Genomic DNA, 16,998 nt, shown 5'->3' with positions numbered 1-16,998 from the left:
TTATGCAAAGTTGCAACTTTTTTTTGAATTTTCCATTTCATAAATTTCTATTATAAAAATAGTAAAAAAAGAAAACCGATAAAAGGATTGTGGATAAAAAAATGGAAATTGGGGCTAAATTCTTACTACGAGCCTTTTTCCGGTTTGTGTCTCAGCATTCCACACCGCTTCGATATTTTTTATATCAACATTTTCGGTTTCTATTTTTATTTTCCCTTCCACAGCAGCCTGGAACATTTCGGGTATAATTTCGGAAAATAAAAGTGCAGATTCTTCTTTCGTCCAGCTTCCCAACCCCGATCCTGAAATCTGAATATCTGTTGCTCTAAGAATTTGTGAAGATAATTGGATAATATCACTACTCATTCCACCTATTGTAATCAGTTTCGTTTTATGGGAAAATGTTCCATCACCCTTAAATGCTGATAAAATCATTTCTACAGAGTGTCCCCAGATGTAGTCGATAACGATATCAACAGGACTTTCACTGTGAATTTCCTTTATTTTCTTTTTAAAATCTTCATCATTTAATTGGAGAGAAACCACCTCATCGGCTCCAAGTTCAAGAAGGGCTTGCAAGGATTCTTCATTTCTTCCGGTAACAATAATTTTTGAGGCTCCATATACTTTGGCAATCTGAACAGCTATTCTTCCCGTAATTCCTGTAGCTCCATTTACAAGAACAACATTTCCGGGCTGTATACCTGCTTTGAATTTTAATGCCATCGCTGATCCCATCACTGCATTAGGAAGAGCCGCCGCTATAGAGAGATCCAAGCCTTCAGGAACAGGTACTATCATTTGCAGATTGGCGATTGCCTTTTCTGCCACGGTTCCTTTTTTACTGAAAAAATAAACTTTGGATCCATCTTCAAGATGGCCTACTCCGTCTGACCCTACAATTACTGGCTGATGGGCTGCATTTCCTGTAGAATAATGTTTTCCGCTGGCTCTTGCTTTATCAAGATTTTTAATAGATGCTGCTTTTACAATCACCAATACTTCGTTTTCGTTTGATATTTCCGGTTCTGGAAAATCGGCATACTGAGGAGTACTCCCTTTTTCAAATACGACTGCTGCTTTCATTGTTTTAAATTTTTATACAAAATTATGAGGGTGAAAGCTTATGCGCGATAACATTTGTTATCAGTTTGTAGGAGATCGGAAGCTGGAAGTTATTGAAGCCTATAATAACAAATGATAGAGTATAAAACGCAAGGTTCGCAGGATTTTTAATTATTATGCTTTATTTTTTCGGTCGCAGAGGCACTTCGTTCAGCAAAGGGCGATCATAACTGAGTGAAACGCCTTTGCAAGCATTTTATAGCCATTATTTTAAAATTCTTTGCGTATTCTGCGTTGTAAAAAAACATAATACAATCTACCTTAAGCTGTATATCGTACTGAAGAAACCTCCTGTTTCCGCCATCCATCTTCCTGCCTAAGAATTATTTTCTTTCAATATTTTACTTTTTATCCTGCTGAGATGTACTGTTGTAATTCCTAAATACGAAGCGATATAATGCTGGGGAACTCTTTTGATAATTTCAGGTTTTTGTTGTGAAAGCTGGATGTAACGCTGTTGGGGAGTGTCTTTTATGAATGAAAAGAAATGTTTCATATAATCGAAGATTCTTTCGAAAAGAGCGTCCATAAAAAAGGTTCTGAGTTCAGGATTCTCGTAAACTTCATCCAGAAATGTTTCTACATCAGGTTTTCTAATTTTATATAAAATACAAGGTTCTACAGTTTCAAAAGAAACCATACTGGGAAGCCCTTTTTTAAAGCTTTCGAGGGATGAAAACATGGTGTTTTCCAGAAAAAACTGAAAGGTAACGTCCTTACCATCATTATTATACCATGCTCTCACAATTCCTTTTTCCAGATAGAAGGCATTATTTGAAACTTCACCTTCGTTCAAAAGCAAAGTTTTGGCCGGAACTTCCATGCGCTCAAAGCTACCTATAAATTTTCTCCATTTTTCTTTTGGAAAGGGAAACCTGTTTTTAATATGTTCAAACATGGGTATAAAAAAAGAACGGATTAGCTCCGTTCTTATGATTTATTTAAATTAAACTTTTAATCTTAGCAATAATATCATCTCCCAACTTATCTGCTTCTTCCTGAGATTTAGCTTCTGTATAAATTCTGATGATTGGCTCTGTGTTGGATTTTCTAAGGTGAACCCAATTGTTTTCAAAGTCTATTTTAACGCCATCAACGGTAGAAACCTCTTCATTTTCGTATTCTTTTTCCATTTTGCTCAGGATAGCATCTACATCAATTTCCGGAGTTAGTTCTATTTTCTTTTTCCCCATAAAATAGCTTGGATATCCTGCTCTTAGCTCAGAAACAGTTTTATTCTCCTTTGCCAAATGAGTTAGGAATAACGCGACCCCTACTAAAGAATCTCTTCCGTAGTGAAGATCAGGATAGATAATTCCTCCGTTTCCTTCGCCACCAATTACAGCGTTTTTCTCTTTCATTAAAGTGACTACATTTACTTCTCCTACCGCACTTGCAAAGTATTCTGAATTATGAGACTGGGCAACGTCTCTCAACGCACGGCTTGAAGAAAGATTAGAGATAGCTACACCATTTTTATTTTTCAACAGATAATCTGCTACGGCTACCAATGTATATTCTTCACCGAACATTTCTCCTTTTTCATCAATCAGGGCTAATCTGTCTACATCCGGATCCACCACAACTCCTAAATCTGCATTCTCTTTTTTAACCAGTTCGCAGATATCTCCCAAATGTTCTTTCAAAGGTTCCGGATTGTGTGGGAAATGACCCGTTGGTTCACAATATAATTTAACGGTTTCACAACCTAATTTATCTAATAACATTGGAATAGCAATTCCTCCTGTAGAATTTACAGCATCTAATACTACTTTAAAGTTTTTAGCTTTAATAGCTTCAGCGTCTACCATGGGTAAATCAAGAATCTGCTGAATATGGATATCAAAAGCATCATCTCTTGTTTCATATTTTCCAAGATCGTCTACTTCTGCATAATTGAAATCTTCACTTTCTGCTAAAGCAAGAACTTCTGCTCCGTTTTCACCAGTAATGAATTCTCCTTTTTCGTTTAAAAGCTTAAGGGCATTCCACTGTTTTGGATTGTGGGATGCGGTAAGGATAATTCCTCCGTCTGCTTTCAATTCAGGAACCATTATTTCAACGGTGGGCGTTGTAGAAAGACCTAAATCAACCACATTGATACCTAATCCCTGTAATGTTGCTGTAACCAGCGAAGAAACCATCTGGCCAGAGATTCTAGCATCTCTTCCGATGATAAGGGTTAAGTCTTTTTTATTTTTATTATTCTGAAGCCATGTTCCGAATGCGGAAGCGAATTTTACCACGTCAAGAGGTGTTAAGTTATCATTTACTTTTCCTCCTATGGTTCCGCGAATTCCCGAAATAGATTTTATTAACGACATTCTGTTTTATTTCTAATTGATTAGTGTAATAACTTTTGCGAAACAAAGATACTTAAAAAGACAGTCACCTTATAAAACAGGGATCTTTTTTTGAATTTTATCATACGTATTCTCTACCACTCTTGGGGGTGCAAAACGATAACCAATGTATAGCAAACCGTACACACTGTTATTTTGTACCAGCTGGTTTCTCGTCTGATTATAGGCATACGCGCTGAAATTCATTTTCCCGCCAAACAGAAATCTGTCTGTATTGTATCCTACGTGCAGGCCGCCTTCCATTCTTAAGGTAAGATATTGGGCATTTGTTCTTGTGCCATCACCTTGAACATTTTGATATGTTGAAAATTTTCCACCCAATCCAAGTGCCAAATAAGGGGCAATATTTACATTTTTTCCAAGTACCCAATTGTAGAAATAGCCCATATTGGCTCCAATTTTATATTGAGTTTCTTTTAGATTCCGCCCTTCTACTTTATTTCTAAAAATGGTTAGATCATAGTCGAGAAACGGAATCCAGCTGCCACTACTCTTCTTTTGCCATTCACCCTGGGTGTAGATGCTTCTTGCGGAAAAATTTTTATTAAGAATATAAGACGTAGAACCGCCAAAGCTTTGCACCCTTAAGTCAGGAAATTGTGTATAAGGATCGCCATCCTTCCAAGCCGGAAAGACCTCTTTCATATTTTCAATGTAGAAGCCTTTTACATTTTTATAATAAAGGGTTTGAATAAATCTTTTGGGGAAAAATCTAATGCTGAAGTCTGTATAAGAACTGCTTCCTTTCAGATCATTGTCGTTATTCCCTGAAAAAAATTTGGGTGCAAATGATAAAGTGGCACTTATAATCCTATAATCAACAGATAGGGAGACTTTTGTCTTATTGTTGATGGAGAAGATCTGTTGTTTTTGATTTCCATCTTCATCTTCCGTAAAAACAAAGCTTTCAAGATTAGTATCAAGATTGGCGCGAATCATCACCTGATCCGCATAAGATTTAATATTTGTTGTATCTGTTTGTGCACTGACCCGAATAGCCAACATAGAAAACACTACAACAACTCCTATCCTTATAAGACTCAACCTGAATATTTTAAATTAAAAAAATGAAATTACTACATTTTTTTTAATTATCCGTTGAAATCTATGTTAAGAACAGCCACAATCTTTATCACACCCCGTTCTTTTGGAATTGAATTTATTAGGGGCAAAATTCTTTTTGAGTACCTTTAATAAAGAGTAGCATGCAAATGCTACGATTAATGCAATCAGTACATATTGAAAAATTAATGAAGAGTCCATTATTTTAAAATTTGATATACTATCATCGACACAAAATATGCCAAACCTGTCATCATAGCCACCTGAAAGCCGGTCCATTTCCAGCTTTTGGTTTCTCTATAGACTACTGCCAGTGTAGAAACACACTGCATTGCAAATGCGTAGAACAGAAGAACGGAAATTCCGGTTGCAAAGCTGAAGACTTTTTCTCCGTTTGGCTTTACATCTCTTCTCATTTTATCAATCACTTTTACTTCCGGAGCATCATCTTCAAGGCTGTAGAGCGTTGACATTGTTCCTACGAATACTTCTCTGGCTACAAAGCTGGTCAGGATTCCTACTCCCATTTTCCAGTCGTATCCTAATGGAGCAATTAAAGGTTCGATTCCTTTACCCATTTTAGCCAGATAAGAATGGTCTAAATGAACATCTGACGCAACAAACTCATCTGCTTTTTGTTTAGGCCCGAAATAGCTTAAAACCCAGATTATAATACTTACAATGAAGATTATTTTCCCTGCTCCGGTGATGAAATCCCACACCTTACCTAAAACCATTTTAAAGTCATAACCGAAAAGTGGTTTTTTATAGGCAGGAAGGTCCATTACCAAGTAGGTTTTCCCTTTATCTTTAATAAATCCTTTAAGAATTGCTGCGGAAAATAATGCTACTAAAAATCCTAACAGATACATTCCCATCAGCACCAAAGCTTTATATTTTATTCCTAAAAATGATCCTTCTGAAATAATTAATCCGATAATGATACTGTATACCGGAAGCCTTGCAGAACATGTCATAAACGGTGTTACCAATATCGTAAGCAATCTTTCTTTAACGTTCTCTATATTTCTTGTGGAAATAACGGCCGGAATTGCACAGGCAGTTCCTGAAACAAGAGGAACGATACTTTTTCCGTTCAATCCAAAAGGACGAAGAAGCCTGTCCATCAGGAAAACAACTCTTGCCATATATCCTGAATCTTCCAACAGATAAAGGAAATACAGCAGAATCCCAATCTGTGGTGCAAAAACTACAATTCCTCCGATTCCCGGAACAATTCCGTTGGAGATCAATGAATTAATCGGTCCTTCCGGAAGGTGCTCACTGGTAAAAGCGGCCAGCCATGAGAAAGATTCCTCAATCCAGCTCATCGGATATTCTGCCAGAAAGAAAACACTTTGGAAGATAACCAGTAAGATCAATAAGAAAACCACATACCCCCAGAACTTGTGAACCAAAACCTTATCCAGCTTTTCTGTTAACAATTCTTTGAACTGAAGTTTCTTGGAGATGACATTCTCCAGTATTTTATCTACATTCTGGTATCTCCTAACAGTTTCCTGAACCTGTAATCTTTTCGGAACCAAGCTTTTAGCATCAGACTCATTGATCTGATCCATAACAGATTCTATTTTACCAAGATCCGTTCCCAAAGAAAGGCTCATCCAAGCCTTATATTCATTATCAAAGCCTTTGTGAGATACCAGTTTTTGAATGAAATCTCTGTGCTCATTAGGAATTTCAAAGGATGCTTTCTCTGTCTTTACAAATTCATTGTTAAGAACCGCATCTTTCATTTCATGGATTCCAATCTGTTCCTTAGCATTGGTTTGAATGATCTTAATCCCTAATGCCTCTGAAAATTTTTGAATATCTATCGTAATGCCTCTTCTTTCGGCCTGGTCAATCTGGTTAACGATCAGAATCATCGGAATCCCAAGATCCTGAATCTGCTGGAATAGAAGAAGGCCTCTTTTTAAACTTAATGCTTCAAGAATATAAACAACTCCTGCGTAGTTTTTCTGCTCATCCAGAAGGTATTTTGAGAAAATCGCTTCATCTTCAGAACTTGGATAAACGCTGTAAGAACCCGGAAGGTCAATCACTTCAACGTCCTCATTTTTATGGGTATAGTTTCCCGAGTGACTTGCAACGGTAACACCAGCATAATTTCCGGTTTTCTGCTTTTTATTACAAAGAGCATTAAAAATCGTTGACTTTCCTACATTAGGGTTCCCGACTAAAAGTATCTGTTTTTTCTTGTTTGCCTGCATTAATTCAATTCTTCAACAATAATATAATCTCCTTCTTCCTCACGAAGAGCAATCCGGCTTTTCTCTGCTCCAAATTCCACATACATCGGTCCATTAAACGGAGCCTGGTACAAAATCCTGAAAACGGTCTCCGGAAGAAGCCCCATTTCAATGATTTTATTGGGCATTTTCAGATGGTCATTATCATATCCCAATATCTTTCCCATTTTATTTTTAGGAAATACACTTAATTTATGTAATTGTTTCTCTTTCAAAGCCCTGATTTTTTGTAGTGCAAATATACGTTATTTAAATTTAATCTAAATAACGTTTTGGTGATAAAAAAAATCAACCCAAATACATTGCTGTACCTGGGTTGATTCGGAATATAATTTAGTTGATATGAATGCTTATTTTTTCTTTTGAGCTGAAGAAGCCTGCTCTTTTTCTATTGGATTATCATTTGCATTAAAGTAATCCTTTGCTATTTTTTCCTGCCTTTTAAGATTCTCTCCGATGGTTACGTCTGATCCCGGCATTTTCATATTCATCATTTCCGGACCTACTTTTTGACGAATTTCAGCCATTGGATCTTGCTTAAAGCTTGCGTAGGCCTTATCAAATTTTTCTTTTGTAGTAGGTGTTACGGTATTGGAAACGCCATATTTCGCATTGATCTTATCCGAATAGGATAGTTCATCATAGTTTGTGATCTTCTTATTTCCACTTAACATCCAAGAGTAATTTTTCTCAGTGTCTTCAATTTTAACAATTAATCCCGGAAGACCATAGAATTTATATGGACCATCCTGAAAAGGAATATCTGAGCTAAACCAGGCTGTCCATGTTCTGCCTCCATATTCTGTAGTCGCTTTTTGGGTATTATACTCTCCTATTTTTTGTTTTTCCGGCAGGATATTCCAAGTGAATTTAACAGAATCATCATATCCAAATAAATTAATACTTACTCTATTAAGATACTGCTCTTTCATTTCCGGATACGTTTTTACAATCTTGTAAGCAAACTTAGGCATTCTGATAAGTTTCGAAATATCCTTCCATACTTTTGCTTTTTCCATTTCCTCTACAGCGAGCTTAATAATAGAATCCTGTGCAGGAAGGGTATAATCCTGATAAATTGATTTTTTGGGAGTAATATCCAAAATTGTAATCAGCTTATCCAACTTGGCAGAATCTTTCTTTGGCTTAAATGTAAGTTCATAAAAGAATCGGTTAGCCGTTTCTTTAGTTTCCTGAGCATTAGCAAAGGCAAAAAGTGCGATAAGAAATACTGAAAATAGTTTTTTCACTTCTCAAGTTTTAATAATTAGTAATCACTTTTGAAAGTTTGTTACAGTTTTTCTTCATTTTTTTTTAAGATGGAAGTATGAAGAAGAAGTCTGGAAGTTAATATTGATGGGACAATAACTATTTGTATGAAAAATTATGATTCTCTTAAAACATTTTCAGCAGTAAAAGCTTTAACTTTAATCCTCTCAAAAACAAAATATTATGGATACTTTATCACAATTTAAAAATGAACTGGAAGCTGAATACCGGACGACCAGAAAATTCTTTGAAACTTATCCTGACGAAAAAAACGACTATGCTCCCCATGAAAAAAGCATGAAAATGCTGCCTCTTGCCACTCATATTGCTGAAATTTTTGAATGGCCGAACACGATGCTCACCACTTCGGAACTTGATTTTGCCAGTGGAGATTATCAGCCTAAGCAACTTTCTACAAGAGAAGATCTTCTTCAAACCCTGGATCAGAACTTCAAATCAGGGAAAGAAGCCCTTGAAAAGGCCAATGAGAATGATCTTACGGCAACATGGGCATTGAAAAACAATGGTGAAGAGCTTGCAAAATGGTCTAAATATGAGTCCATTCGCCATGCTTTGAACCAAATTACTCATCACAGAGCTCAATTGGGAGTTTATTACAGGATCAATAATATTCCTTTACCGGGAAGTTATGGCCCTTCTGCCGATTATCAAGCTTTTTAATCACTATATATCTCAACAAAAAACCAATCCGATCGGATTGGTTTTTATTTTATTTAAAATTGAATTTTACGGTAAACATTACCTGGCTAGGACGGAGCTGAATCTTCGTGTAAGAAGAACTATTTGTTGTCTGATTAATATTGTAGGTTTCAAAGAATTTTCTGTTAGCGATATTCAACCATTTGATTTCAAAATCAATTTTCTTTTTAGACCATGAAAACTGGTAGGAAATATCGTAGAACCCATTCTTGTACTTATTAATTCCATCACTTGTATTCACCTGATCCCAATTGAATCCTATCGTATGATTTTCTATTGGATAGAAGTAAACTGCCAAATTGTGATTAAATCCTGAATTTACTCCAAGCCTGCTTTGATTATTACTTAAACCAATATTATCCTGTTTATTTCTTGATAAATTAAGCGTATAATCTATACTTGCCCAGCTGAAGTATGTATTATTGACCTTTAGTCCGTAAGTTTGCGTATTGTTTTTGCTTAAATATTGAGTATCATCCAGAAATGCATCAGATTTTGATAATGTATTTCCATAGCTCACCGAAGCATTGGTTTTGAATTTTGGAAAATATTTACCCACTTCAACGCTGAATCTATTACTTTTTGAATGATTTTCTCTTTCAATGTATCGAATTAAAGTAGAACCTGTTGCTGCATCCAAAATTGGAGAAGAAAGCAAATTTCTTTTACTATCACTCAATGAATAATTGATATTAAAGAATAGATTATTTAATGGGTTTCTGTATTCAATTCTTGAACCTGCATTTTTTGAATTTGTTTGAGGAATTGGATTGTTTGGATCCATCACATTAAATCCTCTTGGGCTTAACAACATATATCCTGCATAAGCCGTTTGAATATCTCCAAAATTATTGCTGATATTTCCGTTTAAGCTTGCTTTCCAAAATGAAGCAAATGAATACTGAATAAATGCATTGGGAGTAAATGTTGTCTTATTTAATGATTTTGAAACTCCCCTTAAATCATCCTCAGCTTTAATACTGTTGAAATTTGCCGGAAAATTAGCAAAAATACTCCATGCCTCAGATTTATAGTTGATACCTAATGAAGCTGAAGGAACAATTTCTGTAAATCTCAGATTGTTTTCATACATGCCATCATTGAAATTTGGCGGAACATCATTCGGAATTGCTGGATTTGGAATTGCCAGTCCATCAAAGTTTGTATTTAGCCTATCTGTAGAGAAATCAAATCCCACCTGAGGAGTGAATGTCCATCCTTTTGAAGAAAAACTGATATTTGCAGAGTGTGAAGTATCTAAAGTTTTTAGCCTGAATTGTTGTAAAGCTGAAGTTCCCGGTCCGAAATTTACAATTCCGTATTTATCTTTTTCATTCGGGTCATTCGGATCTATCTTTGGAAGTTTGTAGGGCAGCTGTAAATAATTGGCCGGATCTACTTTCAATGTCTGTTGATCGTCCTGGTAATTGATATAAGATTTGAAATTCACCATTTTTTCTCCCCAGGGAATAATGGTACTCAATGAGTTTTGGAAAGATGATGTAGGTGATTCCACAGCCTGATTTCCCAATCTTCCTGCTCTGTCTGCAAAAGCTCTGTCTGCATTCCAGAATTGGCTGAAACTTGTGGTATTTTTGAAGAACCCTTTCTTCGCATTCTTTGTAAAGATTAGTTCACCTTTTAATTTATCTGTATAAAAATTATTTCTTGTACTCATTACCACCGTAGACTGTTGTGGCCTTTCATTAGTTGGAAAATAAGTTGTTTCATTATAATCTTCTCTTTCCACTGCATTGTTGGTGTAATTTGCATTAACCTTCAATTCCCATTCTTTCTTTTTATCAATATTAGTTAAATAGTTCACAGACAAATAGTGAACATTATTCATTAAATATCTTTTAACCGGCAAATTCGGAGTACTTGCTTTTTCTACATTCAGCCAATTGTTTTGGCCTGCATTAATTCTTTTTCCCTCCCATGCACTTCCGAAAGCCAGAATATTTCCTTCATTTTCCACCTGTTCCCCCATATTATTGGTTTTGTAATTAACTACCCACTGGCTTTTCTGCCCGAAGAACATAGGGGTTAATTTTACATTCCAAAGCCATGGTTCTCCAAAGCCCGTTCCCACTTCACCACGGCCGGTCATGGTTACAGAATTTTTCAGCTTAATATTGATTGCAGCCTGATCTGATGGTACTTTATCTTGAAGAATTTTTACCGGCTGATGGTTTTCAAGAACTTCTACTTTTTGTACGGCGTCTTTTGGCAGCGAGTTATTGATGGTTCCATAGCCACCTTCCATAAGATCTTTCCCGTTAACATAGAATTTATTGATTGCATTTCCCTGATAGAGAATAGTTCCGTCTGTATTGACTTCAATTCCGGGGATTTTCTTCATTACGTCGGCCAGAGTTCTATCATTTTTACTGTTGAATGCTTTAAGATCATAAGAAATGGTGTCTCCTCTTGCGGTGATCATTTTGGTTTTCAACTGTACTTCCTTAATTTCTGTAGCTTCAGACTGCATTTTAAAATTCAGGGTCTGATCGCTGTTACTGATTTGTTTTGTAAGGGGTTTCTGGTTGAAAGCTTTTACTTTAAGATCCACATTAGTTTCCGGAGAAGTAAAGGTTACCTTGTATTCTCCTTTGGAATTGGTAATTCCGTACGCAAGAATAGCATCTTTCCCGGGTTCTTCAATAGTTACACTAGCACTAGGTATAGCTAACCCATCGTCATCAGTAATTTTTCCGGAAACGGTTTTCTGTGCAAAGGTGAATACCATCATAAAGAGCATCAGAAATAAGTAAATATTTTTTTCCATTTTCATATTTGACTAATTAGTTAATCATTGTGATTTTTCGTTACACTTTCCTTAAAGATATATTTTTGAGTAAAAGGTTAAATTATATCACTATAAAAATAGGTATTATTTATCTTTTCAGGGTGAAAAATTTATAGTAACAGAAAATATAGTTTCAATTTGGTGAAGAGAAATGAAAATACAAATGCACAATATTAAAAATTACCAGTTAATGAATAAATATAACATTATGATAATCAGTAGTTTGATATTAAAATTAAAAAAACAAAACATTTTTTTAAATAAAAAAAAATTCTCAGGTCATTAATTTTTAAAAATAAAATTTAAAAATATTTCCCCAAGTGTTGAATTGAAATAATGTAACTCCTTTTTATTCTTGAATTTATCCGCTTTTTATAAAAATTATCTCTGAAATAAAAGTAATACCTTCGTATCAGAATGGATTTTTATTCATCTATTTTGTGTTTTTACCCTGTGATTTTATTACAGGGTATTTTTTGTTCAAATTGCTAAGAAAATGAAACGTTGAATAAACAATTGCAAATATTTATATTTTTATTTAGACTAAATAATAAAAAATAAATTATATTCTATATTAAAAAAAATTAAACGCTGGTTCATAAATATTTATTTAATAATTTTGTAACATAAAATTTACAAAATGGGAATTATTTTAAAGCCTATAGATGTTGTAGATGATATTTCTAAAGAGGAATTCTACGAAAAATATCTAAAGCCAAGAAGGCCCGTTGTCATCAAAAATATGGCAAAAAAGTGGCCTGCTTACCAAAAATGGACGATGGAATATATGAAGGAGGTTGTAGGAGATGTGGAGGTCCCGTTATATGACAGTTCGAAGGCAGATCCTTCTGCTCCCATCAATGCTTCTGCAGCCCAAATGAAATTCGGTGATTATATAGATCTTATTCAGAGAGAGCCAACTGATCTTAGAATTTTCCTTTTTGATCCGATAAAATATGCTCCGAAACTTCTGGAAGATTATATTTCTCCTAAAGAGCTTATGGGAGGTTTCCTTGATAAATATCCCAATATGTTCTTCGGTGGAAAAGGTTCTGTAACTTTCCTACATTTCGATATAGATATGGCGCATATTTTCCATACGCATTTCAACGGAAGAAAACATATCCTTCTTTTTGATTATAAATGGAAAGAAAGATTATATCAGATCCCTTATGCAACTTATGCTTTGGAGGATTATGATATTGAGAACCCTGATTTTACAAAGTTCCCGGCGTTGGATGGTGTAGAAGGTATTGAATGCTTCCTTGAGCATGGTGATACCTTATTTATGCCCACAGGATGGTGGCACTGGATGAAGTACCTTGATGGTTCTTTCTCTATCTCTTTAAGAGCTTGGGATAAATCATGGGCAGTAAAGGCCCATTCTTTATGGAATCTTACGGTACAGCGTAAATTTGACGACATTATGAAGTCGAGTTTCAAAAAGAAATACATGGACTGGAAAGAGAAAATGGCCGTTAAAAGAGCAGAAATAGCTTTAAAAAGAGGCTTACCCAAATAAATAAGAAAGACGTTTCAATGAAACGTCTTTCTTATTTTATTGATTTATTTTCAACAACTTACAATACTCTAAATACTGGATATTGTCTGAAAGTTTTTTCTTCAAAGTAAGGAGAATGCTTGTACACCCAATCCAATTGAGCTTCACCATCTTCTGATAGTTTTTTATCTGATTTTTTTGCTGCTTCAAAAGCATCGTTTAATTTTTGATCTTTCCTGAGCAATTCTGCTGCTGTATCTTCAAAAATATAAGCAGAATAATATTCTTTCTGAGCCAGAATACCATCAAAGAAATTCCAGTTAAAGAAAGAGTCTAATGCTTCAGGTTCAAGGGTTTCTATAATATATTTAACTCCGGATTGATTGGTAGAAACAATATAGTCTCCTGCTGTAAATACACGATCTTTTTTGGAAGACTCAACAGTGGTTTCATAATGCAGATAATGTCCTTCATAAGGGTTCTTTACGGTTTTAAAATCTTTGATCTTATAGGATTCCACGGCAATAGTGCTATCTTTTTGAATCGGCTTCATCTGAATTCCGTTTCTTTTCAATTCTTCAATAACTCTGTACTGAGATTGTGGGATTATATAATATTTAGGAATGGTGATATAGCCTGTAGGAACAGCTGTGTTAAAAAGCTTGATATTCTTTGTAAATGGCTTGTTTCTGTCATAATACAGCCTTGGTTTTCCTGAAATTTCGCTGGGTTTGTATTTGCCTTCATACCCTTTAAAATCCATGGTTGTATACTTGGTAGAATCTATTTTCCATCGGATTCCGTATTGTTTCCCCGCCTCATATTGCTTAAGATTTTCTAGACGGAGCTGTTTTATTTTCTGATAATCTTTATCCAGATTTTGCAGGTTAACCAGCATATATTTGTAAGTAGCATCTACTCTTTTATCATAAGGCTTCAGCATGTGAGTTTCTGGAACGGTTCCCAAAGAATTGAACAAAGCGGTATAGCCTGTGGAATATCGTGGAGAATCTTCGAATGAGGCAAAACCAACCTCAGGGACATCACCGTGAATATTGACATAAGGAGTGCTTTCGTAGCCTAATTTCTTCATATCATCAAGGTTTTTAGCCTGATAATCATTGTGAAAGTAAGCTCCAAGGACATTTCCTAAACGTTCTTTAAAGGTTGAAATATAGGTGAAAGTATATTGATAGTCAGCTCCATTGCTTACGTGGTTATCAATAAAGACATCGGGTTTCAGCCATTGATAGATTTCCTGAAAGCTTCTTGCATTTTTAGAATCTGCTTTAATAAAATCTCTGTTCAGATCATAATTCCTTGCATTGCCCCTGAATCCGTATTGTTCCGGACCATTCTGATTGGCTCTGGAATAGGAACCTCTGTTCAGCATTCCGCTGATATTATAGGCTGAAATTGCAGCAATGATAAAGTTCTGCGGCGTTTTGATCTTCCTGGTTGCCAGATCTCTCATCAGCATCATGGTAGCATCAATACCATCCGGTTCTCCAGGGTGAATTCCGTTGTTGACAAAGAGAATGGCTTTATCTTTTCTCAGTTTTTCAATATTCTTTTCAGGGAAGGGATTATACACCACCACATAAATAGGCTTCCCATTATCATCTTCTCCTTTTTTAAGGTATTGAATGGTATCAAAATTTTTGGACAAATCCTGATAATAGGTATTCATTTCATCATAGGTAACGGTTTGGTTACCATTTCCTTTTTCAAAAGGAGTCTGAAATGTTTTTTGAGCAAAAACCAAGGATGAGCTCAGAACAAACAGCAGATATTTCAGTTTCATTATTGATATAATTTTCGGGATTTAAAATTAATCAATATGATTCTGTAAAAAAACAAAATAGAGATCAATACATTATTTTTTCTGCTTTCTTTTCATTCATAATGGGATTACAGATTTCTTGATTTGATTTCTTTATTCGCCAAATTAAGGTTAATAAATAAAGGCAGCATTGTTACAGGCATTACAATGAAGGGAGTAAATGCTACAAAGGGAAATCCCTTAGCTCCTTTTATGGCAAGAAGCGCAATAAAAGCTATGACTCCCAACAAAAAAACAACTCCGAAGCCGATAGAGACTCCTTTGAGCGTATTTCTTTTTTTAATCAGCTCTTCATTGGTTAATGATTCATAGATATTTTTATTCATTGAATACAGTTTTTACAAATATAACTGGTTTCCGGGACATAAAATAGAGGAGAAAAATCACTAAGTTTGAAGAGTGAATACTTCTCCATAGAATGCACGCTCAAGAACCAGATTATACGGCTTAAATAATGAAGACAGAATTTTTCAATAAGATGACTGATTTGGAGTTCAGTATTGATATGAAAAATCGCACCATGAGTAATGTCAATTAAAAATGAAATGACTCTGCCATTCTGAAAGTAACGAAGTGAAACGAAGAATCTAAGCCACATTTGAGATTCTTCCTTCGTCAGAAATCGAAGATTCGACGTAGTCAATGACAGTGGTATATATTGTATATTATTTGCTTAACATATCCCCATTTCGTCCTTTTTCGTTAGGATATAAGGAGGGAAGCGGGTCGCTTTGCCAGAATTCATTGGTATTAATATCCATAATGGACAAGGCTCCCGTGAAAGCGGCACCGGTATCCATATTCCAGATATTGGCTTTATGGGTGGGTGTTGTACTTCCAATATAAAGTGTTGGAGTATGCCCGATAAATATTTCCTTATAAAGAAGAAGCCTTTTGGGGTATAGCACTGAATTTTTTTCCAATTTTTTATCCATGGCTACAGCTGTTTCCCAAAGGGTTCTGTCCCAGCGGTAATTGCTTGAATAGACTTCTTTTTCCGGGCCGTGCATGGAAGAATATCCGGCATGAATAAACAAACGATTTTGATCATCAACATGGTAGCTTTTCATACGTTGGAAAAACTCAAGATGGAGCTCCTGATCTTCCGGAGAATAATTTTCATAATTATCTACCGTACTTTTTCCACCATTGGAAAGCCAGACGCCCGGTCCTTCTCCACGGGCCAGCCAGTCTTCACACCAAACATCATGATTTCCTTTGATGAAAATACATTCCTGTTTTTCGGAAAGGTCTATTAAAGTTTGAATAACCTGGAAAGACTCGCTCCAGCCATCTACATAGTCTCCGAGAAAAATTAATCTGTCATTTGGGGTAACCTCAGCTCTTTCAAGCACCTGTTGCAATGCTCTGAATCCGCCGTGAATGTCTCCTATTACTAATGTTCTGCTCATGGTTTACTTCGTGGGTGAAAAGATAAACCATTATCTTTAAATAATGGTTCATTTAGTTCAACACTTCTATCATTTTATTACCTTGAAATATATTTGGGTTCCACAAAATCTGTCAGCCAAACGCCGTTGGCGGATCTGTAAAAAGCGAGTCCATCTTCATGCATTTTCCCGGTTCTGATGGTAAGAATTACTGGTTTACCGTGCCTCATTCCAACCTTTGTAGCGGTCTCTTTATCAGCGCTTAAATGTACATGCTGACGTGTTCTTTTTTCAATTCCTTTTTCTAAAATGGAAGAGATATTGGCTTCCGCGGTTCCGTGATATAAAAAGTCAGGAGGCTGTATTGATTCCAAAGCCAAATCTATATCAATAGAATGTCCCTGGCTGGCTCTGATCCTTGTTTTATCTTCATTAAAAGCAAATCTCTTCTTATTATTGGTTTCAACCACCTCATCTAATTCTTTCAGGGAAAAATGTTTTCCTTTTTTTGCTGATTTTACTCTCAGCTCTTCTACATCTGCCCAGCCATTTTCGTCCAGCTTCAGACCTATAATATCAGGTTGATGCCTCAAAATAAGGCTCAAAAATTTACTTATTCTTTTTGTATCTATTTCGTTCATT

14 protein-coding genes are annotated in these 16,998 nt (G+C 35.4%); 2 read left to right on the top strand and 12 right to left on the bottom strand.

From position 1 onward, the window contains the following. Window positions 1–114: 114 nt before the first annotated feature. From CHSO_RS03095 to CHSO_RS03065, 7 genes are all read right to left on the bottom strand, one after another. Entirely contained in the window at window positions 115–1,086 is a 972-nt protein-coding gene (locus CHSO_RS03095; RefSeq protein ID WP_045492241.1) for a zinc-binding alcohol dehydrogenase family protein, read from the bottom strand. A gap of 355 nt (window positions 1,087–1,441) precedes the next feature. Continuing rightward, window positions 1,442–2,023 (bottom strand): Crp/Fnr family transcriptional regulator, encoded by a 582-nt coding sequence (locus tag CHSO_RS03090; protein ID WP_052480473.1) that lies wholly within the window; start codon window positions 2,021–2,023, stop codon window positions 1,442–1,444. Window positions 2,024–2,066: 43 nt separating this feature from the next. Then, on the bottom strand, window positions 2,067–3,449 hold the full coding sequence (gene glmM, locus CHSO_RS03085) for a phosphoglucosamine mutase (protein ID WP_045492239.1): 1,383 nt from the start codon (window positions 3,447–3,449) through the stop codon (window positions 2,067–2,069). 69 nt (window positions 3,450–3,518) lie between these two features. Next, window positions 3,519–4,532, bottom strand: coding sequence for a DUF4421 family protein (locus CHSO_RS03080; protein WP_144428843.1), 1,014 nt, complete (start codon window positions 4,530–4,532; stop codon window positions 3,519–3,521). Window positions 4,533–4,750: 218 nt separating this feature from the next. Beyond that, entirely contained in the window at window positions 4,751–6,784 is a 2,034-nt protein-coding gene (gene feoB / locus CHSO_RS03075) for a ferrous iron transport protein B (protein ID WP_045492233.1), read from the bottom strand. After that, entirely contained in the window at window positions 6,784–7,038 is a 255-nt protein-coding gene (locus tag CHSO_RS03070; protein ID WP_084220918.1) for a ferrous iron transport protein A, read from the bottom strand. The genes feoB and CHSO_RS03070 overlap by 1 nt, the downstream gene beginning before the upstream one ends. A gap of 135 nt (window positions 7,039–7,173) precedes the next feature. Further along, entirely contained in the window at window positions 7,174–8,073 is a 900-nt protein-coding gene (locus tag CHSO_RS03065) for a GLPGLI family protein (protein WP_084220917.1), read from the bottom strand. Window positions 8,074–8,275: 202 nt separating this feature from the next. Here CHSO_RS03065 and CHSO_RS03060 point away from each other — a divergent pair, with 202 nt between their 5' ends. Next, a complete protein-coding gene (locus CHSO_RS03060) occupies window positions 8,276–8,773 on the top strand; it encodes a DinB family protein (RefSeq protein ID WP_045492231.1) in 498 nt (165 codons plus the stop codon). 49 nt (window positions 8,774–8,822) lie between these two features. Here CHSO_RS03060 and CHSO_RS03055 read toward each other — a convergent pair whose 3' ends face one another. Next, entirely contained in the window at window positions 8,823–11,600 is a 2,778-nt protein-coding gene (locus CHSO_RS03055) for a TonB-dependent receptor (RefSeq protein WP_045501758.1), read from the bottom strand. Window positions 11,601–12,261: 661 nt separating this feature from the next. On the opposite strand from CHSO_RS03055, the gene CHSO_RS03050 reads away from it, so the two are divergent. Beyond that, complete coding sequence (locus CHSO_RS03050) at window positions 12,262–13,143, top strand: cupin-like domain-containing protein (RefSeq protein ID WP_045492229.1); 882 nt, start codon at window positions 12,262–12,264, stop codon at window positions 13,141–13,143. Between the two features lie 58 nt (window positions 13,144–13,201). Here the strand turns inward: CHSO_RS03050 and CHSO_RS03045 are convergent, their stop codons facing one another. From CHSO_RS03045 to CHSO_RS03030, 4 genes are all read right to left on the bottom strand, one after another. Continuing rightward, complete coding sequence (locus tag CHSO_RS03045; RefSeq protein WP_045492227.1) at window positions 13,202–14,926, bottom strand: hypothetical protein; 1,725 nt, start codon at window positions 14,924–14,926, stop codon at window positions 13,202–13,204. A gap of 107 nt (window positions 14,927–15,033) precedes the next feature. Next, window positions 15,034–15,291, bottom strand: coding sequence for a hypothetical protein (locus CHSO_RS03040; protein WP_045492225.1), 258 nt, complete (start codon window positions 15,289–15,291; stop codon window positions 15,034–15,036). Between the two features lie 339 nt (window positions 15,292–15,630). Further along, window positions 15,631–16,377, bottom strand: coding sequence for a metallophosphoesterase family protein (locus CHSO_RS03035; RefSeq protein ID WP_045492223.1), 747 nt, complete (start codon window positions 16,375–16,377; stop codon window positions 15,631–15,633). Between the two features lie 77 nt (window positions 16,378–16,454). Continuing rightward, entirely contained in the window at window positions 16,455–16,997 is a 543-nt protein-coding gene (locus tag CHSO_RS03030; protein WP_045492222.1) for an RNA 2'-phosphotransferase, read from the bottom strand. Window position 16,998: the final 1 nt, after the last annotated feature.

Source organism: Chryseobacterium sp. StRB126, from assembly GCF_000829375.1.
Lineage (GTDB): Bacteria > Bacteroidota > Bacteroidia > Flavobacteriales > Weeksellaceae > Chryseobacterium.
The sequence above is the reverse complement of the archived record's forward strand: the minus strand, read 5'-3'. Positions and strand labels throughout refer to the sequence as shown.